Annotated in this window: 19 protein-coding genes; 8 read left to right on the plus strand and 11 right to left on the minus strand. The window is 53.9% G+C overall.

What is annotated here, in order from left to right:
* Positions 1 to 27 precede the first annotated feature (27 nt).
* A complete protein-coding gene (locus BUB13_RS05260; RefSeq protein WP_072906412.1) occupies positions 28 to 747 on the plus strand; it encodes a response regulator transcription factor in 720 nt (239 codons plus the stop codon).
* Here BUB13_RS05260 and BUB13_RS05265 read toward each other — a convergent pair.
* Positions 744 to 1,661 (minus strand): LysR family transcriptional regulator, encoded by a 918-nt coding sequence (locus BUB13_RS05265; protein WP_072906414.1) that lies wholly within the window; start codon positions 1,659 to 1,661, stop codon positions 744 to 746. The two genes, BUB13_RS05260 and BUB13_RS05265, sit on opposite strands and share 4 nt — an antisense overlap.
* A gap of 615 nt (positions 1,662 to 2,276) precedes the next feature.
* Between BUB13_RS05265 and BUB13_RS05270 the strand changes: the two genes are divergently transcribed.
* Entirely contained in the window at positions 2,277 to 2,498 is a 222-nt protein-coding gene (locus tag BUB13_RS05270; RefSeq protein ID WP_072906416.1) for a GSU3473 family protein, read from the plus strand.
* A gap of 74 nt (positions 2,499 to 2,572) precedes the next feature.
* Here the strand turns inward: BUB13_RS05270 and BUB13_RS05275 are convergent, their stop codons facing one another.
* A complete protein-coding gene (locus BUB13_RS05275) occupies positions 2,573 to 3,253 on the minus strand; it encodes a DUF4126 domain-containing protein (protein ID WP_072906418.1) in 681 nt (226 codons plus the stop codon).
* Between the two features lie 121 nt (positions 3,254 to 3,374).
* Positions 3,375 to 5,060, minus strand: coding sequence for a sensor domain-containing diguanylate cyclase (locus BUB13_RS05280; RefSeq protein WP_072906420.1), 1,686 nt, complete (start codon positions 5,058 to 5,060; stop codon positions 3,375 to 3,377).
* Between the two features lie 209 nt (positions 5,061 to 5,269).
* Here BUB13_RS05280 and BUB13_RS05285 point away from each other — a divergent pair, with 209 nt between their 5' ends.
* Positions 5,270 to 6,787 (plus strand): SDR family oxidoreductase, encoded by a 1,518-nt coding sequence (locus BUB13_RS05285; RefSeq protein WP_072906421.1) that lies wholly within the window; start codon positions 5,270 to 5,272, stop codon positions 6,785 to 6,787.
* A gap of 8 nt (positions 6,788 to 6,795) precedes the next feature.
* Here the strand turns inward: BUB13_RS05285 and BUB13_RS05290 are convergent, their stop codons facing one another.
* Positions 6,796 to 7,950: a PP2C family protein-serine/threonine phosphatase gene (locus tag BUB13_RS05290; protein WP_072906423.1), complete on the minus strand. Its 1,155-nt coding sequence runs from the start codon at positions 7,948 to 7,950 to the stop codon at positions 6,796 to 6,798.
* Positions 7,951 to 8,163: 213 nt separating this feature from the next.
* On the opposite strand from BUB13_RS05290, the gene BUB13_RS05295 reads away from it, so the two are divergent.
* The 3 genes from BUB13_RS05295 to BUB13_RS05305 are packed head-to-tail and all read left to right on the plus strand — an operon-like array spanning position 8,164 to position 11,923.
* Positions 8,164 to 9,495 carry a vWA domain-containing protein gene (locus BUB13_RS05295; RefSeq protein ID WP_072906425.1) on the plus strand — a complete coding sequence of 444 codons (1,332 nt, stop codon included), beginning with the start codon at positions 8,164 to 8,166 and terminating at the stop codon, positions 9,493 to 9,495.
* An 11-nt stretch (positions 9,496 to 9,506) separates the two neighbouring features.
* On the plus strand, positions 9,507 to 11,210 hold the full coding sequence (locus BUB13_RS05300; RefSeq protein ID WP_072906427.1) for a sensor histidine kinase: 1,704 nt from the start codon (positions 9,507 to 9,509) through the stop codon (positions 11,208 to 11,210).
* Positions 11,210 to 11,923, plus strand: a complete 714-nt coding sequence (locus BUB13_RS05305; RefSeq protein ID WP_072906439.1) for a response regulator transcription factor — start codon at positions 11,210 to 11,212, stop codon at positions 11,921 to 11,923. Before BUB13_RS05300 ends, BUB13_RS05305 begins: the two co-directional genes overlap by 1 nt.
* Before the next feature lie 5 nt (positions 11,924 to 11,928).
* Here the strand turns inward: BUB13_RS05305 and BUB13_RS05310 are convergent, their stop codons facing one another.
* Positions 11,929 to 13,161 carry an HDOD domain-containing protein gene (locus BUB13_RS05310; RefSeq protein WP_072906441.1) on the minus strand — a complete coding sequence of 411 codons (1,233 nt, stop codon included), beginning with the start codon at positions 13,159 to 13,161 and terminating at the stop codon, positions 11,929 to 11,931.
* Positions 13,162 to 13,360: 199 nt separating this feature from the next.
* Between BUB13_RS05310 and BUB13_RS05315 the strand changes: the two genes are divergently transcribed.
* The gene (locus BUB13_RS05315; protein WP_161947625.1) at positions 13,361 to 15,100 is read left to right on the plus strand and encodes a chloride channel protein; all 1,740 of its coding nucleotides are present in this window, start codon (positions 13,361 to 13,363) and stop codon (positions 15,098 to 15,100) included.
* A gap of 37 nt (positions 15,101 to 15,137) precedes the next feature.
* On the opposite strand, the gene BUB13_RS05320 is transcribed toward BUB13_RS05315, so the two are convergent.
* From BUB13_RS05320 to amrS, 4 genes are all read right to left on the minus strand, one after another.
* Complete coding sequence (locus BUB13_RS05320) at positions 15,138 to 17,132, minus strand: diguanylate cyclase domain-containing protein (RefSeq protein WP_072906445.1); 1,995 nt, start codon at positions 17,130 to 17,132, stop codon at positions 15,138 to 15,140.
* Entirely contained in the window at positions 17,129 to 18,004 is an 876-nt protein-coding gene (locus BUB13_RS05325; protein ID WP_208610129.1) for a PhnD/SsuA/transferrin family substrate-binding protein, read from the minus strand. Before BUB13_RS05325 ends, BUB13_RS05320 begins: the two co-directional genes overlap by 4 nt.
* Positions 18,005 to 18,208: 204 nt before the next feature.
* Positions 18,209 to 20,767: a glycogen/starch/alpha-glucan phosphorylase gene (locus BUB13_RS05330; RefSeq protein WP_072906447.1), complete on the minus strand. Its 2,559-nt coding sequence runs from the start codon at positions 20,765 to 20,767 to the stop codon at positions 18,209 to 18,211.
* A gap of 114 nt (positions 20,768 to 20,881) precedes the next feature.
* On the minus strand, positions 20,882 to 21,892 hold the full coding sequence (gene amrS, locus BUB13_RS05335; RefSeq protein WP_072906449.1) for an AmmeMemoRadiSam system radical SAM enzyme: 1,011 nt from the start codon (positions 21,890 to 21,892) through the stop codon (positions 20,882 to 20,884).
* Between the two features lie 221 nt (positions 21,893 to 22,113).
* Between amrS and BUB13_RS05340 the strand changes: the two genes are divergently transcribed.
* The gene (locus BUB13_RS05340) at positions 22,114 to 22,800 is read left to right on the plus strand and encodes a cytidylate kinase-like family protein (protein ID WP_072906451.1); all 687 of its coding nucleotides are present in this window, start codon (positions 22,114 to 22,116) and stop codon (positions 22,798 to 22,800) included.
* A gap of 82 nt (positions 22,801 to 22,882) precedes the next feature.
* Here the strand turns inward: BUB13_RS05340 and BUB13_RS05345 are convergent, their stop codons facing one another.
* Together BUB13_RS05345 and BUB13_RS05350 are read right to left on the minus strand one after the other, a co-directional pair.
* Complete coding sequence (locus BUB13_RS05345) at positions 22,883 to 23,230, minus strand: hemerythrin domain-containing protein (protein ID WP_072906453.1); 348 nt, start codon at positions 23,228 to 23,230, stop codon at positions 22,883 to 22,885.
* A 136-nt stretch (positions 23,231 to 23,366) separates the two neighbouring features.
* Positions 23,367 to 23,681 (minus strand): c-type cytochrome, encoded by a 315-nt coding sequence (locus BUB13_RS05350; RefSeq protein WP_072907080.1) that lies wholly within the window; start codon positions 23,679 to 23,681, stop codon positions 23,367 to 23,369.
* Positions 23,682 to 23,736 lie beyond the last annotated feature (55 nt).

A 23,736-nucleotide genomic window follows, 5' to 3' on the forward strand; every position in this document is an offset into this window, starting at 1 on the left:
GATCTGGATTTGAACACACAAGAAAAAATGCATATTTTAGTCATCGACGATGGCCCTGAGATCCGCCAGCTCCTGACAGACTACCTGACACCGGAAGGTTTTACCGTTGAGACTGTTGCTGACGGGGTCGCCGGGCTCGAACGCAGCCTGTCAGGAGAGCATGCATTCGTCATTCTTGATGTCCAGCTACCGAGAATGGACGGTTTTGAGATCCTGCGCAAAATCAGGGAAAAATCAGACATTCCGATTCTCATGCTGACCATCTGCAGCGAACATGAAGACCGCGTTCGCGGTCTGAAAATGGGAGCGGATGACTACCTGAACAAACCATTCAACCTGCAGGAGTTGCTGGCTCGCATCAACACCATCATGCGTCGATGCGCCAATAATGAAATCAGGCCGAACGGCAAACCAGGCAGTTTGCGTGTCGGCGACCTGCTGCTCAACCCTGGTTCACGCCGGGTGTACCGTGATGACGAAGAAATTTGCCTGACGGCAGCTGAGTTTACCCTGCTGGAGGTGCTGCTTACCAACGCCGGGGAAGTCATCCCGCGGGAAGAACTTGTGCGCCGGGTGCAGGGACGTAGTCACAACCCATACGACCGCAGCCTGGATGTCCACATCAGCCACTTGCGCAAAAAACTGTCGCCCCACAGAGATGGTTCCGACCGCATTAAAGCAGTTCGCGGTGTCGGCCATTTCTACACCCTGCCGACAGCTGTTTCCAGCGAACCAGAGAAGGTTTAATAGTTAAACCCATCCCCTTCACGGTCGGGATTCCTGGCACTCTGCCACAGATAGCCGATGACCTCCCTGGCACTACGGACCTGAAACTTATCTTCCGCTCGCGTCGCCCAGGCAAGACTGAGCGGTAATGTCAACCAGCCTTTCTGCCATATCTGCACCTGACCGGCGTCGACCATCGGTCGCGCTTCGTCCTCACGCATAATTGCCACCCCCTGCCCGTCCAACACCAGCTCCTTAACGATATATTCATCAACCGTTTTCACCATCTGTTGTGGAGCCAGTTGAAGACGGGAGAACTCCTGCTGCAAGGTATCGTAAGGCAAAGACCCCTGCTCGACCCAGATCCAGGGCAACGCAGCGATATCTGACCAATCGAGAGTTTGTCGCTGCGGGTTCAATCCGGTCGGTATGACCACGCAAAAACGGATATCGTCCAACAGGATGCTGCTGACATCGGCCTCAGCAGGAACACCATAAACAAAAGCCAGATCAAGCTGCCCCTGCCGCAGAAGCTGCGCCGCCCGGCTACTGGGGCTGGTCAGATAAACAATGTTCATTTCGCTGTAAAGCTGTAACATCCGCCGGTTAATCAACCCGGCGCGTAAAAAACCGGGGTCGGCATTCAGGCCGATATGCAGCGTCTCACCTTCACCATGCGAAAGAGCATGGGCCTTCTGCAGCAGATGCTTCTCTGCCTCGAGGACAGCATCAATATATGGCAGCAGCTCCCGTCCTGGGGCAGATAAATGCATACCACGTGCAGACCTTTCGAACAGTGACAGCTCGAGTTCTTCTTCCAACTGTTTCAACTGGCTTGAAAGCGCAGATTGGCTGATGTGCTGCTGCTCGGCAGCTCGCGTCAGATTCTTTGCCTTGGCGATTGCGAGAAAACTTTTTAAACGATAGAGTTCCATCACATTCGTTCGATATTTCCGAACGCTCCATGTCGAAAGTGAAATTAGGATTTTCTCTACAAATACAATAAAAATAGCAATGAAAAAAGACTTATCGCATCCTCAGAACAAAAAATACTGTTCGATTTTACCAATTGAATTTGCACTTCCAGAAGAAACTGGTACTGAAAAAATCTACTGACAATACTAACTCTTCGAACTCTTTGTTGTGGTCAGCTTTCACAATTAAATCGAAACCGATCGCAAGCAAATGGTCGCCATGGCCGAGCCGGACTATCAACTTTAAGACACGGGTGCTAGCTGGACTGAGAGCTCAATACCCTGAGACAATAAACACGAATCAGCTTCTGCCAAAAGCAAACAGCTCGCCACCTCTATGAGCCGTCTTTGGTCAGACCATTTCTACGTTTGCTGCGATTCCAGTGATAGAAAAGGCGCCTTTTACCTGAAATCTCATATTAATTAACAAACAATCCAAAACCCACATGCCGCACTGTGCTTTTTTCTTTTCTTTGCTATTTTTTTTCTGTTATGATTCCCCCGCTTGCAATCAGCGAGGAGTGTGCTTTTCTTTACTATTCAAACCTTCAGAATTGACAAAGGAGGATGGGCGACATGATTCGGGTGATTTACAGGGACGGCAAAGAGGATCTGGTGACACAAAAGTTCCTAGACATTTTGCTGTTCATGGGAGAGGTTCAGATGTTCCAACGTGACGAAGACTGGGCGGTCGTCGGTGTTGACCCGCTTCGGGCAGAAAGCCGTCAGTTGTTTGATGGCCAGGATCGGCGTTTGCATCAACAAGTCGATCTCGCTCCGTTGCAGATGTGTTGCTGATTGCAATTTCAGTTTAAAAACCAAGGCCGGGAGATTCGTTGAATCTTCCGGCCTTTTTTAGTGCGCAGAGTAGACTAGTTGCTGCCACCTGGCAGTTCCGGGAATCGATCCGGCATCTTTATTTCCGGCGGTTCGGTCGGGTCTTTCGGGCCCTTTTTGAAAAAACTGATCAACGCCGTAAACACCAGCTTGACGCCACGCCACAATTTCGGCAGCAGCCAGACCATCACCAGCACAAAAACAACCAGTAACACAATGAACAGTGATGGATAATTCAGGGCCGCCCAAAGGCCGGCAAACACAGTCAGATCCTCGGCCAGAGAAACAATCCAGTTGGAAAACGGCTCCGGTGAAGTATTAATCAGAACCCGCGAGCCGGCCTTTGTCGCATGCGTTCCGGCGGCAAGACCACCACCGACAATCGCCGCGGCCAGAGATACGGCTGGATCCATTTCCCCGACCGCCCCAGCCGCCAGCATCGCCCCGGCGGGAATACGGATGAATGTGTGCAGGGTATCCCAGGAGTTATCCACCCCCGGCACTTTATCTGCGGTAAATTCGACCAGGTACATCGCACCTGCCGCGAAGATAACCAGCGGGTTGGTAAGTATCTGCAGATCGGGTGGCAGCACCAGGTTCCCACTGGAGCCAAGCAGACCGAGCATGAGGATGGCGGCATAAAGATTGATGCCACTGGCCCATGCGGCTCCCATGCTGAGTGCTATTATCGCTGCAATCTGATCAAACTGTTCCATATCCATCCTTTCGAAAAGATAATTTCTTCTTATATCATAGCCGGAAACAGAACAAAATCGATAGACATCTACCGATATTCCCCCTGATACGGGTGTTTAGCAGCAGCGGGTAAAGGGATGATCAGACCAGAACGACCTGATCACGGCCGTTGTTTTTAGCGCGATAGAGCGCATTGTCGGCCCGCTTGAGGACAGAGTCAATCGACAGGTCATCCGCAGTCAGCATGGTCAGGCCGATACTGGCGGTTACACTCAACTCCCCCTGACGGGTGCGTATTGTCATTTCCGCAATCGCTTCCCGAATTCGTTCACAAACCAGCATCGCACCGTCCTGGTCGGTCTGCACAAGCGCAGCAGCAAACTCTTCGCCACCGAAACGGCAAAACAGATCGGTCTCGCGCAACATGCCGAGGCAGCAATCGACCAGCTTGATCAGAACCTCGTCGCCGATGTCGTGGCCGTAGCTGTCGTTGACCGACTTGAAATGATCGACATCCAGCTGCAGAATTGCCAGCGGCATCCCGTGACGCCGGCAACGTTTGACCTCGGTGTTGACATGATCAATAAAGTAGCGCCGGTTGTTCGCACCGGTCAATGGATCGGTGGTCGCCAGATGACGCAACTCCTCTTCCATCTGCTTGCTTGTGCTGATATCCCGGATAACGGAAAAGACCAGTTTGCGCTCCATATCAGGGTAAGCGCTCCAGGACAACCACTTGAACGAGCCATCCTTGCAGCGACAGCGATTTTCAAAGCCGACCAGCGTATCCCCCTGGTTAAGACGCAAGGAAGCATCACGAGTGACGTCACGGTCCTCTTCGAGAACCAGATCGAGCCAGGGCTTCTGTTTCAATTCATCGGCACTCCAGCCGAGAATACGGCTCCAGGCCCGGTTCAGTTCTTTGAAATGGCCGGAAAAGTCAGTAACGCAGAGCATGTCGAGGGAGACATCAAAAACCCGCTGTCGATCATCTTCTGCCTGCTTTTCAGCAGTAATGTCGCGGTAATTGATAACGACCGACTCTGACGTCAGGTCCTGCCCACGCAGCGGCTGAAAGGTCACCGACATCAGGCGCCGTCCCAGCTCAGGCAGATCGAGCCAGAATTCGCTCAGTACGGTCTCGCCACTAAATGCGATTTCCAGGTGTAGTTCAACATCGGTATGGAACGTTTCCCGGCCGATCAAGTCTCTAAAATCAAGCTTGAGCACCTCGTCACGGGTTTTATTGAAGGCACCGATGTAAGAATCATTGACCACCAGATGCCGGTACTCGCGATCGATCAGGGCGATAAGGTCGGGCGTAGAGGAGATCAGCAGCTCAAAACGGCGCAGATGTTCTTCCAAGCGGTGAACTTCGGTAATATCATGCCCAAGCACAGAGACACCGAGAGCCTCGCCCTCCAACTGGATCGGCTGCAGCACCATGGCGTAGACACGACCGTTGGTTCCGGTGTGATTGAACCTCATCGTCGTGCCGGAAAGAACGCGTCGATAAAGCTGATCGAAATATTCGGCCGCATTCGGCGAAAGCAGATCAGAACTTAGCAACCCCGGCCGCGGATCGCCATCAAGCAATTCGAAAAAGCTGTCGCGACTCTTGCCATTGGCCAGCAACAACTGCATCTGCCGATTGACAAACCAGATCAGGTCATCACACTGATCGATCAAATCAGTCAGCTGTTCAAAAGCCTGTTTCAGTTCCGCCTGGCCAACCGTTGCATCCGCCTGTCTCAACTGGCTCAGCAGGCCAACAACATGTTTGCAAGCCCGTTGGAAACAAGGATCGTTTTTCAGTTCAGTTGTCATTCCTGCCCGCGCGTGAAATCAAACAAAACAAAAGCACAAAGTTATCGACTTATCTGCTCGTACAAAGGAGCAAAAACATTAAACCACTCTTATTCAAATAACTCAACCTCTCTTCGTGCAAATAATCCACTTCAACTAAAGAAAAAAGTGCTGCTACACTACAATCTGTACCAGTTCTATCGATGGGTGGAGCAAACGGAGGAAAACAAATGGAAGAACAGGGCAAAAGGATTTTTGTTGCTGGAGCGAGCGGATACATCGGTGGTCGGCTGGTGCCCCGTCTCCTCGATGCCGGGTACAAAGTCAGGGCGCTGGCGCGCAGCCCACAAAAGCTGGCGGCCAGATCCTGGGGCAGGCATCCGAACCTGGAGATCGCCCGCGGGGACGTCCTCGATGGCGAAGAGTTGACGCGTGCACTTCATGGCTGCCACGCGGCCTATTACCTGGTGCACTCGATGAACCCGCAGACAAGTGATTTCGCCGTCAGTGATCGACAGGCAGCACTCAACATGGTCCAGGCCGCTGCCGAAGCAAAGCTCAGCCAGATCATCTACCTCAGTGGCCTGGGTGAAGAAGAGGGCGAGCTCAGCCATCACCTGCAGTCCCGCAGTGAAGTTGCCGGACTGTTACAACAGGGTGAAGTTCCCGTCACCGTGCTGCGCGCTGCCATGATCATCGGTTCCGGCAGCGCCTCGTTCGAAATCCTCCGCTACCTGGTTGAGCGGCTGCCGATCATGATCACACCGCGCTGGATCGACACTCCCTGCCAGCCGATCGGTGTGCGCAATGTCCTGCACTACCTGATCGGCTGTCTTGACCACCCTGCGACAATCGGTCAAACTTTCGATATCGGCCAACCTGAGGTCACCAATTACCGCCGCCTGATGGAAATTTTTGCCGAAGAGGCCGACCTGCCGAAACGCTTGATCCTGCCGGTTCCGGTATTGACCCCGCGCCTCAGTTCCTATTGGATTCACCTGGTCACTCCGGTTCCCGCAGCGCTGGCACGTCCGCTGGCCGAAGGCTTGAGCAACCCGGTTGTCTGCCGTGACGACCGCATCACCGAGATCCTGCCACAAGATCTTTTCGACTGCCGTGAAGCGATCCGCCGTGCTCTCGATCGGGTGCGTCAGCAGCGGATTGAAACATCCTGGAGTGATTCCGGCCTGATCCCCCCGGCCGAGTGGAGTCAGGCGGACGACCCGACCTGGGCGGGCGGCAGCGTTTTCGACGATTCACGCAAAGTAATCATTCAAGGGCAGGCTGATGAAATCTGGCCTGCACTGGCCTCAATCGGTGGCAAATCCGGTTGGTATTACGCCAATGGCTTATGGCGGTTGCGTGGAATCATCGATCGCCTGATTGGCGGTGTCGGTCTCAGCCGGGGTCGACGTGATGCGGAAGAGATATTCCCCGGCGACTCTCTCGATTTCTGGCGGGTGGTAGAAGCGGACCGCCCCAAGCGGCTGCTGCTGGCTGCTGAAATGAAATTGCCGGGCAAAGCAATCCTCAGCCTATCCCTTGAACAACTGGATGATGAAACAACCGAGCTGCGTCAAATCGCGCGTTTTCTGCCCCTCGGCCTCTCAGGCCTGCTCTACTGGTACGCGGTGACGCCTTTCCACAACCTGGTCTTCAACGGCATGTTACGCGGCATCGCGCAAAAGAGCGGAAAAGTCATTTTACGCGGACCGGAGCCGATCGGCTCAAAGCAGGAGACAGCTTAAGGCAAGAATCAGTCGACAACGACCAGCAGCAGGGTCTGGTCGTCATCCGCCGGGCGACCGGCGACAAAGTCTGCGACATCGGCATAAATCTGCTGCAGCTTTTCTTGAGGAGAGGCAGAAACCGCCTTACCCAGTTGCTCGCTCAGGCGCTCGACCCCGTACATCAGGCCATCACAATCGAAACGCTCGATCAGGCCATCGGTATAAAACAGCATCTGGTCACCCGACTGCAGTTTGACCTCCTCAACCGGGACATGCTCGCCGTCGTAGGACTTCAGCCCCATCGGGTAAATCCCCTCGCAGAAAATCTCGCGGACACCGATCGAAGGGCGGTAGAGCAGCGGCTGCAAGTGCCCGGCACGAGCGATGCGCAGGTCCTTGCGATTGGCGTCGTAAACCGCGTAAAGCGCTGTCACCATGCGCGAATCGGAAACCTTGCAGAGTTGCGTATTCAGGTAATCGAGCACGGCAACCGGGTCGCGGCCGTCACCGGGAAAAGATCGCAGCAAGGCGCAGCTCATCGCCATCAGCACCGCCGCCTGGGTACTGTGCCCTTCGACATCGGCCACCAGCAGCCCCCAGCAATTATCCGCCAGCGGCAGAACATCGTACAGGTCGCCTCCTGCGTAGCGACTGGTTTCGTAGCTGATGGCCAAACTTAAACCATCAATCTGTGGCAACTGTTTCGGCAACAGTGAACGCTGAGCATCAGCCACTTGCTGCAATTCGTGCTCGAGCTCATCACGTTGTTTCTGCAGTTTTTTTTGCAGGTCGTTAATGGTCAAATGGGTGTTAACCCGAGCCACCACCTCCTCCAACCGGAACGGCTTTGAGATGTAATCGACAGCACCCTCTTCCAGGCCGCGCACCCGATCTTTCAGTTCATCGAGAGCGGAGAGAAAAATAATCGGGACATCTTCTGTGCGGGGATCCTCTCGCAGATGACGACAGACCTCAAAACCATCCATTCCCGGCATCATGATATCGAGCAGAATCAGGTCCGGCAGTTCATTGCGCACAACGTCGAGCGCAGTTTCGCCATTGATCGCATCAAGCAGACGATAGCCAAGGCCGCCCAGGGTTTCTTTCAGCAACTCCAGGTTGATCGGACTATCGTCGACCAGCAGGATGGTTTTATTGACAAGCTCTTGTGGCTGCAGCATAAAGGCCTCTTCCTCATGAACATGGTCTATAATTTTTGCCCATGATACTGTCGCTGTCAAATGCCGAGGGGCAATAAATGATTGAAATGATAAAATTTGACGGCAGCAGAGCATCATGACATTTTCTTTACAAATCTTTGACTGCATGCTGACCACTCTGTTCGCAGCGACTGCTCTAATGGGGGCAAATCCCAGCCCACAAAGGAGTGAACGATGAAAAGGTATCTGACCAGACTGTTAATCGCCCTGACAACCTTGCTGCTCTGCAGCGGATTTGTGACTGCGGCACCGCTGCTCAACCTCGACCTCAGCCTCGACCGCGATGTCCTGCCGGCCGGGCAGCGAGAAACCGCCGTCATCAAGGTGGCACTGAACGTACCGGAGATTCCGCGTGAGGTCGAGCGGCCACCGGTCAACCTGACGCTGGTCCTCGACCGTTCAGGCTCGATGGCGGGCGACAAAATCACCAAGGCACGCGACGCCGCTATCACCGCGCTTCGCTTGCTCGGTCCACAGGACCTGTTCTCACTGGTTGTCTACGATCACAACGTTCAGACCCTGATCCCGCCTCAAAGTGCGGCCAACAGCGAATGGCTGGAGACCCGCATTCGCCAGATCGCCGTTGGCGGCAACACCGCCCTGTTCGGCGCTGTCAGTCAGGGAGCCGCAGAAGTACGAAAAAACCTGGAGCGCAACTTCGTCCACCGTGTCGTGTTGCTCTCCGATGGACTGGCCAACGTCGGGCCCAGCTCGCCTGCCGACCTGGCTCGACTTGGCGCGGCACTGTTGAAAGAGGGAATTTCGGTGACCACCATCGGCATTGGCAACGGTTTCAACGAAGACTTGATGAGTCAGCTCGCCGATCGCAGCGATGGTAATCATTATTTCGTCGAATCGAGCATCGACCTGCCACGTATCTTTGCCGCCGAACTGGGAGATGTGTTGAGCGTCGCTGCCCGCCGCATCAGCCTCGAACTGGAGACACCGCAGGGCGTGCAACCAGTGCGCATCATCGGTCGTGAAGGCCGCATCGTCGGTAACCGGGTGGAGCTGCACCTGAATCAGCTCTACGGCGGGCAGGAAAAATACGCCCTGATCGAAGTCCAGGTCGAACCGGGCAAGCCGGAACAACAGCTCGATATCGCCAACGCACGCTGCTATTACGAAAATGCCCTGACCAATCATCAGGAAAACACTATCGCGCTGGCACAGGTCCGGTTCTCACCGAATCAGCAAGATGTTCTGCGCTCGGCCAATAAGCCAGTTATCAAGGCAATTGTAGAAAATGAAATCGCCACCAGTCAGGAACGCGCACTTGACCTTTACAACGCCGGACGTAAAGATGAAGCAGTCGCCGAAATTCGCGCCAAGAGTGCCCAACTGAGGAGCCAGAGTGACAGCCTCGGTTTCAGCGACCTGTCGCAGGAAGCACAGGTTTTCGAAGAAGCGGCCGAGACCTTTGCTGCCCCTGCATTGCCGAGTGCGGTCAAAAAAGAAATCCGCTCCGAAAGCTACAAAGTGCGCAAACAGCAGAAAGACTATTGATAAAGGGATTCATGCGGAAATCGAAGCTGATCATACTCGCCTGGCTGCTGCTTCTGGTGCCGACCCTGCTGCTCGGGGTCGGTGCCCTGCGTCTGCTGCAAAGTGAAGAAGCTCGCTTGCAGAGCAGCCAGCAGGCAGCAGCAACAGATCGTGTCACGGCGATTGCAGGGAATATCGATCTGGCGATCGCCGAAGTGAAAGACGGCCTGCAGGCGACCCTGCAGCAGATGCCGCAGCAGCAACTGGCCAGTCAACTGCATCGTTGGAAGCGGGAAAACCCGCTGGTACGTAATGTCTTTATCTGGCAGCAGGGGCGCGGCCTGCTGCTGCCGGACCCGGAACGACCGGCCAGCGATGAGGAAGCAGCATTTATCCGGCGATTCCTGCCGCTGTTCGCTGACCAGTCGAGCTGGCAAGCCCCAGAGCCTGATCAGCAGAAACTGCCTGCGGAGAATAACGTTCTCGCCGAAAGACGCGAGCTGCGTTTGCTAGCCCAGAGGGCTCCTGCTCCGGCGAAAGTTGCCGAATCCTACAGCAGCGACATAGCCTCCTCGGCGCCAATGATGGCTGAAACTGAAATTGCTGAAGAGCCAGCTCAAAAGCAGGGTGAGACCCACTGGCGCAGCTGGTACGCAGATGATCAACTGCACCTGCTCGGCTGGTTCACACCAGTCAATGAACAGCAACGTTACGGCGTTGAAGTGGAAATGATGGCACTTCTCAGTCGCCTGCTCGGGAATCTGCCAGCGCAAAGCAGCAGCGAAAGCTACGCCCTGCTCAACGGCAACGGCAAAATCTTCCATCAGGTTGGAAAAAGAGAAGTCAGCGCAAACGACAGGCCAATCGCAGCGGTCAGCATGCAGAACCTGCCACACTGGCAAGTAGCAGCCTACAGTGGAAAAGCCGCAGGCGGCACCGGTGCGAGCATCATGCTGATCGGCTCACTGCTGATCGGTACCTTCATTATCGCTATCCTGCTGGGTGGTTCATTGCTGCTCTGGCAGGCCTGGCGCAACCAGCGGGACGCATCCCGCAAGACATCTTTCGTCTCCAACGTTTCACACGAACTGAAAACCCCGCTGACCACCATCCGCATGTACGCCGAACTGCTCGGCGAAGGCAAAATTCACGAAGCGGAAAAACAGCGGCGCTACCTGCAAACAATCATCAAGGAGAGTCAACGGCTGACCCGGCTGGTCAACAACGTGCTCGATTTCAGTCGGCTGGAGCAGGGGCGCAGAAACTACCAGCAGGAGCCTCTCGAACTGAAGCAACTCCTGCAGGACCTATTGGAGAGCCAGCAACCACGTTTGCGCGATGCAGACATACGACTCGATCTGCAACTGCCGGAAACGGCTTGCGCCGTGAAAAGTGATCGCGATGCGCTGGAGCAGATCATCCTCAACCTGCTTGACAACGCCGTCAAATACGCGGCTGTGGGGGAAAAAATTCAACTACAGCTCAGCTGCAGCGACCAGCAACTGACCCTGCGCCTGCGTGACTGGGGACCGGGCATCCCTTCTGCCCACAAGCAGCGCATCTTCGATAAATTTCACCGCGTTGACAATTCTCTCACCACGCGTCAGCAGGGCTCTGGGTTAGGTCTCAGCATCGCCCGGCAACTGGCACAGGGGCTGGGGGGGGAATTGAATTACCTGCCGATGCAAGACGGCAGCTGCTTCGAACTGCTGCTGCCCCGTGAGGGAGCCAAATAATGGCTGAAATCAGCATTCTGCTGGCTGAAGATGACACCGACCTGCGTTTGGGCCTGATCGACTTGCTCGAACTGGAAGGCTACCGCGTGCTGCCCTGCGTCGATGGTACTGAGGCTCTCGCCTGCTACCAACGGGAGAAGCCAACTTTGCTTTTGCTCGACGTGATGATGCCGGGGAAAAGCGGCTACGATCTTTGCCGCGAAATCCGTAAAAGGGACAGCCAGACGCCCATCATCCTGATTACCGCCAAAGGGGAAGAGATCGATAAAGTCGTCGGCCTGGAGCTGGGCGCTGACGATTACATCACCAAGCCTTTCGGCTTGCATGAACTGCGCGCCCGGATTGCCGCCATGTTACGCCGTGTCAGGCCAGCACAAAGAGAAGAATCGGCTGAGCTGTCGGACGAAATTGAACTGGCAGGCATTCGGATCGATCGAAAAAACTATTGCCTGCACAAAGGACGTGGGACGGTCGCACTGACCCCGCGCGAGATGAACCTGCTCGATGCCTTTCTGCAACACCCCAACCAGGTACTCAGCCGCAACGACCTGCTCAACGCCGCCTGGGGCGTTGACTACTTCGGCACCACCCGCACCCTCGATCAACATATCGCGCAGCTACGCAAAAAGATCGAAAGCGATCCGGCCTGTCCGAAAATCATCCAGACGGTACATGGGGTAGGCTATCGGTTGGGGAAAATCGAAACGGAATAAAGGGATCATTCCCGGAAAAAAATCTGTACCACTTCCTTGAATTCGGCATCAACCTGACGAATGGTCGGCGCGATCATGTCTTCTTTCAGCCCGGTCGCTTCCCAGGCTTCCATCTGCAACGGCGGGATCTCGTTGACCAGGTTGACCTCATGCCCACAGGAGTGAGCGAGGACATCGGCGACATGCATCAGAGACGCCTCAATGGCATAGTCATTGTTGCGCGGGGCGTGATGGCCACCGATCATCCGGGTCAACGGCAACGGCAAGCGCCAACGCATTGCCAGCAATTTGCCGACAGCGCCGTGATCGGTCTGCATCACTTCCAGTTCAGCGCGGTACATCGGCAGGTGCTCTTTGCGCGCCTTGGCGACGGCACGTTTATAGTGATGTGACGCCCGGCCGAGCAACGTCAGACGACCGATATCGTGCAGCAAGCCGCCGGTGAAAAAGGCTTCTTCCCCCTGCAGGCCGAGATGCTTCGCCAAAATCCGCGCAAACAGCCCGCAGCGGATCGAATGCCGCCAGAAGGCATCCATGTCGAGCATATCGCTCGGAATATCTTTGAACTTATTGACTACCGAAACCCCCAGTGCCAGCGAGGTCAGCTCGTTGGTTCCGAGCAGGGAAACAGCGCGGGTGACCGAGTCGATTTTGCCGGAGAAGCCGAAGACCGGGCTGTTAACCAGCGTCAGCAAACGCACAGACAGGCTGGCATCCTTGCTGATGACCTTCGCCAGCATGTGGGACGAGGAATCGGGATGGTTGAGCACTTCAACAATATGGTTATAGACACCGGGCAGAGAATTCAGCTCGACATCCCCGGCCAGCAGTTTTGGCACGCTGAGCGGCTGCAATTTCTCCTCGAAGTCGACATCGATCTCGCTGGTCACGCTGTCGGGTTCCCAGCCGTGAGCCAAACTCTGGGCAAACCGATGCGCGACATGGCGGTAGATGGTCGCCACGGGTTCTTTTTCTACATCGTTGAGGATGAAACGGCGAAAGAGATAGGTTTCCGCCTGTTCCATGAACTGGGCGATCGCTTCCTGCTTGCGGCGATACTCTTCCCCCAGGCTGTCATCGTCGATTTCGACTTCGATCACACCCCAGGTTTTGAACATCCGCAGATGCTCATCTTGCAGAGCGACCCCTTCAGCCAGGACCAATCGGTTTTTGGAGGTAAAAAGATCTTCGCCGAGGATCATTCCCGGTGTCAGATCGTCGATATAAACCAGCGCCAATGTCTTCTGCCCTTGTTACACGTCAGTAAATACTGTGAAAATTAACTGAGACGGCCATCGAAATCAACAGCTTATTAGAATAGCATAATTATACATAAAAGGAACTTTTATCTGCAACAATCGCAAACTCTTTGTATTTCTGACAAAAATCGAATTTCCATGCTAGGATCTGATGGTATCAACAGCAGCCGGAGCCAGCGTGAAACTGAACTGGAAATTCAGCCAAAACCGGGAAAACCTGATCGCTCTGCTGGTGGTCGCCGTGCTGATCGGCATGACCACCGGTGCGCTGGCTGTCGCCTTCCGTTACCTGCTGCTCTACGCCACCGACCTGTTCTGGCCCGATCCACGCCACCTGCTCGACGTTGGACAAGCTTACCCCTGGTACCTGATTCTGCTGATTCCGGTCTGCGGCGGCCTTCTCGTCGGTCCGCTGATCAACCGGCTATCACCTGAAACCCGTGGCGCCGGCGTGCCGGAAGTGATCGAAGCTGTGGTTAACCGTGAAGGCACCATCCGTCACCGCACTGCCCTGTTCAAGACCCTGTTCACCACCCTCTCGATCAGCTGCGGTGCTTCGGTCGGGCGCGAAGGTCCGGTCGTTCATATCGGCTCTTCGGTCGGCTCTTCCATTGCTCAATTGATCAAATTGCCAGCCGAGTGGAAGCGGGTTTTTCTCGCTTGCGGTGCAGCTGCCGGCATCGCGGCCACCTTCAATGCACCGATGGCAGGGATGCTGTTTGCCGCAGAAATCATCCTGGTCGATTTTCAGGTCAGCTACCTGAGCCATATCGCCATTTCGGCCGTCACGGCAACCGTAGTCTCGCACCATTTTCTCGGCAGTCTGCCAACATTTGAGGTCCCTGCTTACGAGCTGATCAGTTACGCCGAGCTGCCGCTTTACGGGCTTCTCGGCTTCCTTGCAGGGCTGCTGTCGATCCTCTTTGTCCGCTCGGTGTCAACGGTCGAAGACCTGTTCGGCAAAGCTAAGATTCCCTTTATCTGGCGGCCAGCCATCTCCGGCGTGCTGATTGGCGCCATGGCCATCGGTTGGCCCCACGTGCTCGGCGTCGGATACGAATCGATCAACCTTGCCCTCACAGCAAAAATGACAATCGGCCTGATGGCGATTGTCCTGCTGCTGAAACTGGTTGCCACGGCCTGTTCGGTCGGAGCCGGTTTTTCCGGCGGCATCTTCGCCCCCTCGCTGGTGCTCGGTTCGCTACTCGGTGGCCTGTTCGGCAGCATTCTGGAGATTATTTTTCCCGGCAGTGTCGCCACCAGCGCCGATTACAGTCTGATCGGCATGGGTGCAGTGGTCGCCGGAACAACGCTGGCACCGATCACGGCGATTTTTACCATCTTTGAACTGACCTACAATTTCGACATCATTCTGCCGCTGATGACCTGCTGCATCACCAGCCTGGTCACGGTGCAGAAATTTTATGGCTACTCGATCTACGAAACCAAGCTGCTGCGCAAGGGCATCCGCATGGTGCGCGGGCACGACGTCAACCTGCTGCGTTCGATGCAGGTCGGCGACTTCATGACCTGCGAGTTCGAAACCGTCCGCCAGGACATGCGCCTGGGCGCGGTACTGGAAATTGCTGAAAACAGTCCCTACCCTCACTTCCCGGTGCTCGACAACAGGGAAAAACTCGTCGGTATGCTGTCGATGAGCGACCTGAAAAGTTTTCTCGGTGAGATCGGTGAATTGAGCGAACTGGTGATCGCCTCGGAGATCATGACCAGCCGGGTCGTGATCGTCAGGCAGGAGGATAATTTCGAGACTGCTTTCGAAATCTTCGAGGGCAAACAGATATCGACCCTACCGGTGGTTGCCGATGATGGCAGCTTGCTCGGCATCCTGAAAAAAAACGACCTGCTGCTGGCCTATAACCAGAAAATTCTCAAGTTGAACGTGGTCCAGCGCAATTAAACAGGTGGGAACAGGCAGGCGACGATATCACTTTCACTCAGCATTCGGTACTGCGAGTCTGATTACGCCCCTTCTCTTTCGCCAAGTACAGACAGCGATCAGAACAGTCGACAATAATCTGCGGATCGTCAGTCAATTTCGGCTGCAGACTGCAGACACCGATACTCAGAGTCACCACCGACTCAACGGCAGAGCCCTTGTGCTCAAGCTGCTGTTGCAGCAAATTGTTGCGAATCCGCTCGGCGATATGACTGGCATCGGCCTGGCCAGTGTCGGAGAGGAGAGCAACAAACTCTTCCCCACCGTAACGGGCGACAAAGTCCTCCGGCCGCATGCAGGAGTTCTGGATAACCTCCGCCACGGCACGCAAGCATTCGTCCCCCTTTTGGTGTCCATAAGTATCGTTATAGGCCTTGAAGTGATCGATATCCATCAGCAACAGCGATAAAGGTTTCTGGTGGCGGCAGGCCGATTTCCAGTAGTTCTGCAACACCTGGTCAAACAGCCGCCGATTGGCAATCTGCGTCAGACCATCGATGTGAGCGATGCGGGCAAGATGGCGGTTCGCTTTTTTCAGCCGCTTCTGCGTTTCCGCCAGTTCTCGCTCCTGCTGCTGGCGCGCGCTGATATCCTGGAACAGGGTAATGGTGCCGGCAATCTTCCCCTGCTTTTCGATCGGCGTAGAGGTCAATTCGACTGGCAACCTGACGCCATCACTGCGGCGGAAAAAATTCTCCTGCTGCTCGTAGGCCCTATTGTTGAGAATCGCCTCGAGAACGGGGCAAACGTCTTCCTCGTGGGTATCGTTCGGAACATGGAAGAGTGCGTGTGCGTCCCGGCCGAGGCATTCTTTTTCTTTCAGGCCAAGCAGCTTTTCCGCCTCGTGATTGAGGAAGGTAATCTTGCCGGTCAGATCAGTCGCATAAAGCCCCTGCCCCATATGATCGGTCAAGGTCTGCAAAAACTTCTGCGTACTTAACTGGGCGGCCCGTGACATGCTCAAGCGAAATTGCAAAAAAGTGAGCAATGCTGCAAAAACAACAGCGATGATCAACTGCATCCGAACATTACCCTGCAGAGCAACCAAATAGTCTTCCGGATGCATATTGATAATGTAGGCCGCGTGCTTGTCGTCTACATTTTTGACCGAATGGAACAGTACGGAATACGTTTTCCCCTTGAAACAGCTGGCAACAATAAAATCCTGCTCTGCCCTGAGCCCTTCAGCAACGGCCGGATCTGCCCGTAAATGGTCCAGCAGTTCGCGCATCTCGGTTGTCATCATCACCGAGCCGCCAAGCATATCGTATACCTTTGCCAGGCTGTTTTCGCACAGGTAGGCGTCACTTAACTGCGAGGGGTGATAATTTTCCCGCTGGCCGCTCGACAACTTATACCAGAGGTCATCTTTGAGCAAAATAAAGTGATACTGGTTGTTGCCACCATCGACATGCTTGATCAGCTCTGTATAAATTTCCTGAAACGAGTTACTGATCTCCACCGACCCGATCACCTCACCCCGATACTGAAGCGGATAGACATGGCGGAAGCCATGCACAATTCGGCCACTTTCATAACCGTGCACTTCCCGTCGTTCAGTATTGGCGATCCGCACCGAGGGGCGAAAAGGAGTCAGGTCATCATCCGCCTTGTGTGGTGCGTGAAACCTGAGCATGGAACGACCATCCGGAAAATGGAAGTGCAACTGCCGAACCGAGTACTGGCGGATGCGATTGTACATGGGGGATAGTTTGCGAAAGAGCAGCCCACGGTAATGATTTCTCTCATCTCCCTCGTGGGTGACGATGGCATGCACCAGCTCGATCACATCTTCCTGCAGCAATAACTCTTCGGCAATCGTCTGAGAAACCAGTTGATAGGTGCTGACAATACTTTCACATGTGCTTTTGAATCTCGCCAGACGCAGGTCAAGGTGCTTGCTGTGCAGGTTCTGGAAACGCAGCCAGACCAAACCGCTGAGCAGGAGGAGAATCAAGAGAAACAGAAAGATTGCCCGCAGGTAAAGCTTCATTCGTTCACTCCGGGAACCTTGATCTGCAACAGCAGCTTGTTGATCTCAGCGTAATCATCCGGGTGGACCGGGATGGCACCGTAGCGAAACTCGACACCCCACTCGGCCGTCAGCTCGCGGTCTTTCAGATCGGTTCTTGGCCTGAGAGCCAACAAGGCTGTGCGCAAAACCTTTATTTGCTCTGCAGACAAAGTCCTCTTATTGGCAACCAGAAGATGCCCCGGTAGCAGAATCGAATCTTCACGGAAATGAAGCCCCAGATGCCTGTACTGTTTTGCCACCGGCGTCTTGACTCCGGCAAGCGATGCCTTGCCACGGATCACATCGAGTGCAGCTTCGGAGTGATTACCCGCGTAATAATAAGGTAACTCCTCCAGGTTTTTCCCGAACGACCTTAACTGATGAGCGGTTAACAGATAACCACAGGTAGAATAAGGCTGTGTCAAAACAATCGGCGTCTCAGAGCTGATTTGCGTCACATCGAGTTTGGGTCCAAAACTTGCCAATGCACAGGTATAGGTCGAATCCCCCTCGGCATTGACAAAGCGGGCAAGCGGAACGATATCGGGATCTTGCTGTTGCGCCAGGACATATGGCAGAGGGCCCAGATAAGCTAGGTCGACACTGTCATTCCACAGTCCTTCGATTAACGTTCGATAGTTGCGGTGGTGGAGTAACTTAACCTCGGTCCTGAGGTTAGCAGCCAGAAAGCGAGAGAAAGGTTGAAACTGCTGCCGGATGGCGTCTTTCGATTCCATCGGCTGGGGCGCAAAGCGCACTGCTCCCGCAGCAAACAGAGAACTGGCGCAGAGTAGCACCAACAATTGCAATGCGACAAACAGAGAAATTTGCCAAATTCTTTTTCCGCCCAACAAATCTAGACCCTCCGGAAAAGGCCAAACAAAGATTAACAAAAGATAATCTTATTTTTTAAATGTAACAGCTTTTCCCAGAAATGCCAAAACTTTATCCACAATTGGCAAATGTCGGCCGAAGAATTCGGCTGAAATCTCAACACAACAAAAAAGCTGCCCCCAAAAATGCAGGACAGCTTTTTTACCTGGTGAATAACAGGATTATTCGTGATCTCTGGTGCCGTTTAACGCGCGGGCAGGATCGGTTTTTGCCTCGCCAACCGGATGGGCGGGAACTTTCTGCAGACCCCAGATATCCCGATTGTACTCGAGCATCGTGCGATCAGTGGAAAATTTGCCGCTGCCGGCGGTGTTGAGAATACTCATCCGCGTCCAATTCTTTTTGTCGCGGTAAGCAACAGCTGCGATTTCATGCATTTTCACATAATCGGCAAAATCGGCTGCCACCAGCCATGGATCGAAGGGGTTCTGGATGGCGCCGATTATGGGATCGAAAATCCCGGCTTCGAACTGGCAGAAGTGACCGCTCTGCAGCAGATGCATAACCCGCGACAGGTTTTCGTCCGCCTCAATTATTGCATGCGGATCGTAATGACGGCGAGTTTCTGCAACCTCCGCTGCGGTCAATCCAAAGAGGAAGAAGTTTTCCTCGCCCACCTCTTCGCGAATTTCGATGTTCGCACCGTCGAGGGTGCCGATGGTCAGGGCGCCGTTCATCATAAACTTCATGTTGCCGGTGCCGGACGCTTCTTTGCCAGCAGTGGAAATCTGTTCTGACAGATCAGTGCCGGGGGCGATCACCTCCATCGCTGACACCCGGTAGTTCGGCAGGAATGCGACCTTGAGTTTATCACCGACTTCCGGGTCGTTGTTGACCACCCGGGCGACGTTGTTGATCAACTTGACGATCAGCTTGGCCATGGCATAGCCGGGCGCAGCCTTACCGCCGATCAAAACACAGCGCGCTGTCCAGTTTTCAGCCTCTCCTCGCTTGATGCGATCGTAGAGGTGAATCACATGCAGGATATTGAGCAACTGACGCTTATACTCATGAATCCGTTTGACCTGCACATCGAACATGGCGTCCGGGTTAAAAAGCACGCCGCACTCAGCTTCGACCAAGGTCGCCAGCCGCTGCTTGTTGTCGAATTTCACCTCCTGCCAACGCTTCTGGAAGGCTTGGTCATCGACCAGATTTTTCAGCTGTCTGAGCTGACCCAGATCGGTCACCCACTCTTCGCCGATGCTGTCGCTGATCAAGCTTCCCAGCCCCTTGTTGCACCAGGACAACCAGCGTCTCTGGGTGACACCGTTGGTCTTGTTATTGAATTTTTCCGGCCACATCTCGTAAAAGTCGCGGAACAGGCCCTCCTGCAGCAGTTTCGAGTGCAACTCGGCAACACCGTTCACCGAGAAACTCCCGACGATCGCCAGGTAGGCCATGCGCACCATCGGCTCGGGACCTTCTTCGATAATCGACATTCGCCGCTGCCGCTCCATATCCCCTGGCCAGCGCGCTGCGACCTCTTTCAGGAAGCGGGCGTTGATCTCGTAGATGATATCAAGCAGGCGCGGCAACAGCTGTTCGAACAACCGAACAGGCCACTTTTCCAATGCCTCCGGCAACAGGGTGTGATTGGTGTAAGCCATGGTATTGCTGACCACCTGCCAGGCTTCGTCCCAGCCAAACTTGTGTTCATCCAGCAGGAGTCGCATCAGTTCGGCGACAGCACAGCTTGGGTGGGTATCGTTGAGCTGAAAACAGTTCTTTTCGGCAAAATCGCTCAAATCACCTTCGTTGATCGTCTGCCAGCGCTCAAGGATATCCTGCAAACTGGCCGAAGCGAGGAAATACTGCTGTCGTAAACGCAGATCTTTGCCGTTTTCGCTGGCATCGTTCGGGTAGAGCACCATGGTGATCTTTTCCGCTTCGTTCTTTGCCGCAACCGAACCTGGGTAGTCACCGGCATTGAATTCACCAAGATCGAAATCGGCTGTTGCGCGCGCTTTCCACAATCGCAGCGTATTCACCGTACCGTTCCGGTAGCCGGGGATCGGTACGTCATAGGGGAAAGCCAGCACATCACGACTATCAACCCAGCGACAGCGCATGGTGCCATCGTGATCAGCGTAGAATTCGCTGCGCCCACCAAACTTTATCCGCTGGGTATACTCGGGTCTTTCGATCTCCCAGCGATTCTCGGCGCCGAGCCAGTGATCCGGCTCTTCAATCTGGAACCCATCCTGAATCCGCTGGCGGAACATGCCGTACTCGTAACGGATCCCGTAACCCATAACCGGCAGCTGCAAGGTCGCGCAACTATCCAGAAAGCATGCCGCCAGGCGGCCGAGGCCACCGTTACCGAGGCCGGCATCCTGTTCGGTATCTGCCAGTTCTTCATAATCCAGACAGATGCGGTTCATCGCCTCAGCAACCTCATCATCCAGCCCGAGGTTAAGAATCGAATTACCGAGGGAGCGTCCCATCAGGAACTCGAGAGACAGGTAATAGGCCCGCTTACAATCACTGTCATCATAAGCGTAGCGGGTTTTCTTCCAGCGTTCCATCAAGCGGTCACGCACCACCAGCGCCAGGGCTTCATAGGCGTAGTGCAGCAGGTTGCAGCTTTTATCTCGACCGAGATGGTTGGTGTAGTAATGACGAAAGGCGCGCGCCAATGTCGTGCTATCGAGACCCAGGGGAGGGATATCGGTCAACTCGGGGCAAAGATTACTTTTCACAAAACGTTTTCTATTCATAAAGGCTCTCTTGCTATTCGGATTGTTTTTCACCTAATAGGCGACAAAATTTTGTACGCTTAGTTTACTCTTCCAGCCCGGAAGTTAAAGCAGGTATACGGAAAAAAGAAATTTTCAGCAGCTCACCCCTGAAAATACTGCTCCACAGGAACAGCGGCCATCCTTCAGCCTGTTCTCCTGGATGCTGAAGCCGTAACGTTCAATCAGCAATTCACCACAGGCGTGGCAATAGCTGTTCTCTCCGCCTTCACCAGGGATATTGCCTTGATAAACATAGCGCAGCCCGGCGTCAAAACCGATCTGTCGTGCTCGTTGCAGGGTTTTCGCTGGAGTTCGTGGGGCATCAAGCAGCTTGTGGGTCGGATAAAACGCAGAGACATGCCAGGGGATATCTTCACCAACACTGCAGATAAACTCAGCGATCTGCCGCAACTCTTCATCACCATCGTTATAGCCGGGGATAATCAGGGTGGTCACCTCGATCCAGATGCCGAGTTGACGATAAAGTCTGATCGTATCGAGCACTGGCTGCAGCCTCGCACCGCAGACTTTTCGATAGAAATCATCGCTGAACGATTTTAGGTCGATATTAGCGGCATCCAGGAAAGGAGCTATCGTCCGCAAAGCTTCGCCACTGGTATAGCCGTTACTGACAAAAATATTTTTAATTCCGGCAGTGTTGGCCAATTTTGCCGTGTCAAATGCGTACTCGTAAAAGATGGTCGGTTCGGTGTAGGTATAAGCAATAGAAGCGCAACCAGCAGCCATTGCCTGGTCGACGATAGTCTTCGGGCTGAGCGCCTGCCCTGGAATCTCACCCGGTTGCAGCTGTGGGTACTGGGCGATTTGCCAGTTTTGGCAATGACGACAACGGAAATTGCAACCGACCGTTGCCAGAGAAAAAGACTTGCTCCCCGGCTGCAGGTGAAACAACGGCTTTTTTTCAATCGGATCGACATTCGTCGCCACCGAGCGTCCGTAAACCAGCGAATACAAGCGCCCGTCCCGATTTTCCCGGACACCGCAAACTCCCAACTGCCCATCTGTTAAAGTGCAATGGTGCGAGCAAAGTCGACAGCGCACCCGGTCGGCATCAAGTTGCGAGTAGAGCATCGCTTCCTGCATAAAATCGTCTCCGTAAAGTTAGTGACGGATCAAATTATAGCGCTCCCTCCCTGGCAGGCAACTCTTGGGGCCGAACAAAACCCTGCAACAATTTTCAGTCGAATCCAATATTTTTTCAACCTACTTCATGAAATAAATCCTATATCGGTTAAAATATATCGCAACCTCTCCCAAGGCATAAGCCACAAGACTCTTTATCTTTGCTAAAGGAGGCAGACCCTATGGCGAACATGGACTATTGGACTCCCCAGCTTGAGTCGAAGCTGCACTGCTGGCATCGGGCACAAACGATGAGCTCAACACAAAAAAACGCCCCTTGCCTGACCATTGCCCGGGAGTTCGGTTGCCAGGCCTACCCGTTGGCTGAAGCTTTGGCCGCAAAACTGAACGCCGAAAACCACAACCTGCCCTGGATTATCGTTGGCAAAAAACTGCTGAAAGAAGTCTCCAAGCTCTCCGGATACAGCGTGGAACAGATCGAAAAAGCGCAGGACGTACACCCGACCGTCAAAGCTGTCTTCTCCATGTTTCTCGATAAGCACCTGGCCGAAGAAACCGAAATTTTCCAGCATATGAAGCCGGTTATCCGTTCCTTCGCCAAACGCGGACACTGTATTTTCGTTGGCCATGGCGCCGTCATGGCGACCCAGGACATGCCGAACTGCACCCATGTTCGACTGGTTGCCTCTCACGAGTTCCGGGTGAAAAAAATCATGGAAAGCTACGATCTGACCCAGAAAGAAGCCACCGAGCACATTGAGCAATATCAACAGCAGAGAAAAGAGTTTCTCTACCGCTTTACCGAAAGTGACATCAGCGATCCGAAGCTGTACCACCTGGTTCTGAACAACGGCCGATTGCCTGTCGAGGCGATGGCCGACATGACCCTGCAGCATCTCCCCAGATAACGCTTGCCAGAACCCGGACAAAAAGCCCCGCACTCCAACTGGAATGCGGGGCTTTCGACTTTAAAATCGGCTATTGAAAGTATCAATCAGGGGCTTTGTTGATGTAGCGATCAAAGTCCGAAATATGGCTGATCAGCATCTGCTTGAAAAACTCCAGGTGTTCCTTTGGATTCTTTTCATCATAAGGCAGCAGCTTCAGAAGATGCGCCAAGCGCTGGTGTTCGGCTCGATGTTCATCGGTGAAATTAAGTTTCAGATCGCGGCAAAGACTTTCTTCGTGCTCGAAGTGCAGGGTCAAAGCTCTTATCAGGTTATTAAAGACCGTTTCGTCCATGCCGCTCTTACGAGCAAGTTCTAGATAGGTGTCGATATTGGCGTGTTCCAGATCGATGTCCGGAATACCGGTTTTGTGAATTCCGTACCAGACCATAGCGCCCCCCCACATGGCTGAGAACTCAAAATAAGTTTTTTCAAACTAACAAAAGAAGAAAACTTTTCCCAGAAAAAACAAAACAGGCTTCGCCGAGAACGACGAAGCCTGTTTTACAACCTATTGAAAATTGTGATTAACCACAAGTCTCCGGCTGATCCGAGTCAACGGCATGGTCAAACAGGAACTGGTTGATATCGAGCAGATCCTGCTCACCAAAGTTACTCCAAGCATCGCCCGGATGCTTGTTGTCTTCAAAAAACTTGTCCCACTGAGCCATGGTCTTCGACAGCGGAGTGACAGCACCGCCCTCGGCACCTTCAGTGTGGCAGGACTTGCAGTTTTTCTTGAACAGGTACTTGCCTTTGCGTGGGTTGCCTCCGTCTACTGCCAAGGCAGAAGTCACGGTAAAAGCAACAAGCAGCATAATCAGCATAATCTTTTTCATCATCATTCCCTTTCCGCGCTGTGCGCTTCGTTGTTTTGAGTCGAACCTACTCGTAAAA

Source organism: Malonomonas rubra DSM 5091 (assembly GCF_900142125.1).
Lineage (GTDB): Bacteria > Desulfobacterota > Desulfuromonadia > Desulfuromonadales > Geopsychrobacteraceae > Malonomonas > Malonomonas rubra.